The organism is Luteibacter sp. P4_E6, from assembly GCF_056401535.1.
This window is the reverse complement of the sequence record NZ_JBFUJE010000649.1, coordinates 1-1985: the sequence shown is the minus strand read 5'-3', so window position 1 is coordinate 1985 and position 1985 is coordinate 1. Positions and strand designations below refer to the sequence as shown.

The following is a 1985-nucleotide window of genomic DNA, read 5'->3' as shown; positions in this document are numbered from 1 at the left end:
AGCTATGGCTGGCCACGATGGCGTCGCTGTCGTCGTTGGGGGAACAACGGTAACCACGATCGTGGTGTCGTTCCTGCAGACGCAAAAGAGCAAGTCTCACAAGTAACCTTTCCACGATCGCCGATCACGCCCTGAGACAGCTGACCGTTACCCTTTCGGGATGGCACTCGTCTGGAAACCACCAAGCGTCCCCGGCGCGGCGATATTCGCTGTGTGGGACGGCACGACCTTCGGCTACGTGACAGAAACGGCCTTTAGAGACGGCCGCTGGCGTGTCTCCATCTTTCCCCACGGCACCGACGATAAGCAGAGCATCGGCGCCTACGTCAGGTCCGAGGCCCAAGGGAAGAAGTACGTGGAAGCCTGGGCCCGAATCAACCACGCCCGGATCGTGCCGGCGCAGGGGCGTCTAGTGATGCCCCATGAGGGTCTCAAGCCGAGGAAGCCGAAGGGATCGGACGATCGCTCGTGATCAGCTGTGCGCAATAGGAGGAAGGTAGCCCATGGCGACTTCACCGCCTTCAGGCGTGGCGCCGTACTTGTCGGCTACCTTGTTCATGATCGCCATCTGGACATAGTCCAGGGCGGCGGCCGCGACGGCGCTCTCCGGATAATTGGCGTCGATGGTAATCGTATTCGGCAATCCGAGCTCCCGGAAAATGCTCCGGCACTTGGTGAGATTCGCCGGCGTCTCGAAGTGATTCGGCTTGTCGCCGCGTGCGTGGATCCTGGCTAGGCCCGTTTCCGGGTCGAGGTCCAACAGGATGAGCAGATCCGGTCGCGGAGCAAAGTCATTCGCCGCCATGAGGTCATCGACGCTGATGCCCGCGGCACCCTGGTAGGCCACATTCGAGGGGAAATACCTGTCTAGGATCACGATGTCGCCGCGCTTCAGCGCGGGTCCGATCAACGTTTCGACGTGCTCGTGGCGATCGAGAAGGAGAAGGCGCAGTTCTTCTGCCGGAGCCAGTCGTCCCTCCGCCGCCGAGGCGCGCATTTGCATGCCCCACGGCCCGGCGGTTGGCTCTTTGCTCAGGGACACCGTCGCGCCCGTTCGCTCGAGCTCCCGCTGGAGCGTGCGAGCGAGTGTTGTCTTGCCTGCTCCGTCGATACCCTCAACGACGATCAGCAGGCCACCGGGAATAGGAAGAGGTGCCATCGGGGGGACTTTACCGGATCGAGAGGCCACTTTCATCCGATTGTCATCGGGCGCCGCGGACTACTGGTGGGAAGCACGCCGGGCAGGCTGACGTGCCGGAATATCTTCTGCTGTGACGTATGCAATAGCGAAAGCCTCGACCGGCGTGGGAGGAGGAGCGGCCAAGCGTTTGGCGGCGCTCGCGCATGTCTCTGGCAATGCTTCTAAAAGTGTCCACGTGGCTATTTTCTCGCCACCCGGTCTCAGCGACCGCGACCTGCTAGAGTCGATCTTTATTAGACATACCGCTTTTTATTAGACAAAGAAAAAGGGCCTGCATCGCTGCAGACCCTTTCAAAACCTGGCGCCCGAAGTTGGACTCGAACCAACGACCCCCTGATTAACAGTCAAGTGCTCTAACCGGCTGAGCTATTCGGGCGGGGAGCTGCGTATTGTCTTTATGTGAGGTGGGTGTGTCAAGCGGGTCTTAACGATTTCGTGAATGACGTGCGCCACAGGCGCGTGCGACATCGGCCGAAGCTGGTTCGGCGTGGCTATGGCCGTCTTTGGCTATCACGACGGTCAGCGTGGTGGCGGCCTTGCCGCGCAGGCACAGCGCCAGCGTCTGGTTGCCGGGCGGAGCCTCCTTGCCTGGCCGCAGGAACGCGATGTCGGTGCGGAGGCCGATGGAGATGGCGGTCAATCGCGAGTCCAGCGCGTCTTCGACGGCGAGGACATCGCCCGTGGCCCGGTCCCGACTGATCCAGCCCACGCCCCAGTCGGTGCGTCCGCTGCATGTCCGACCGTTTTCGCTGGGGCAGACCAGCGTGCCCCTCTCTCGATACAG

General features: G+C 61.9%; 3 protein-coding genes and 1 tRNA gene. 1 reads left to right on the top strand and 3 read right to left on the bottom strand.

Annotation, left to right across the window (positions count from 1 at the left end; genetic code table 11):
• The first annotated feature begins 160 nt into the window (after positions 1–160).
• Positions 161–472, top strand: coding sequence for a hypothetical protein (locus tag AC1DT2_RS21945; RefSeq protein ID WP_477298724.1), 312 nt, complete (start codon positions 161–163; stop codon positions 470–472).
• Here AC1DT2_RS21945 and tmk read toward each other — a convergent pair whose 3' ends face one another.
• From tmk to AC1DT2_RS21930, 3 genes are all read right to left on the bottom strand, one after another.
• On the bottom strand, positions 473–1159 hold the full coding sequence (gene tmk, locus AC1DT2_RS21940; RefSeq protein WP_477298722.1) for a dTMP kinase: 687 nt from the start codon (positions 1157–1159) through the stop codon (positions 473–475).
• 341 nt (positions 1160–1500) lie between these two features.
• Positions 1501–1577: transfer RNA gene (locus tag AC1DT2_RS21935), tRNA-Asn, on the bottom strand.
• 48 nt (positions 1578–1625) lie between these two features.
• Positions 1626–1985 (bottom strand): GspH/FimT family pseudopilin (locus AC1DT2_RS21930; protein ID WP_477298721.1); only part of this gene is annotated, 360 nt, incomplete at its 5' end.

Coding starts and splice junctions, on each gene's coding strand:
- tmk (WP_477298722.1), bottom strand. CDS start 1,159: ATGGCACCTCTTCCTATTCCCGGTGGCCTGCTGATCGTCGTTGAGGGT.
- AC1DT2_RS21945 (WP_477298724.1), top strand. CDS start 161: ATGGCACTCGTCTGGAAACCACCAAGCGTCCCCGGCGCGGCGATATTC.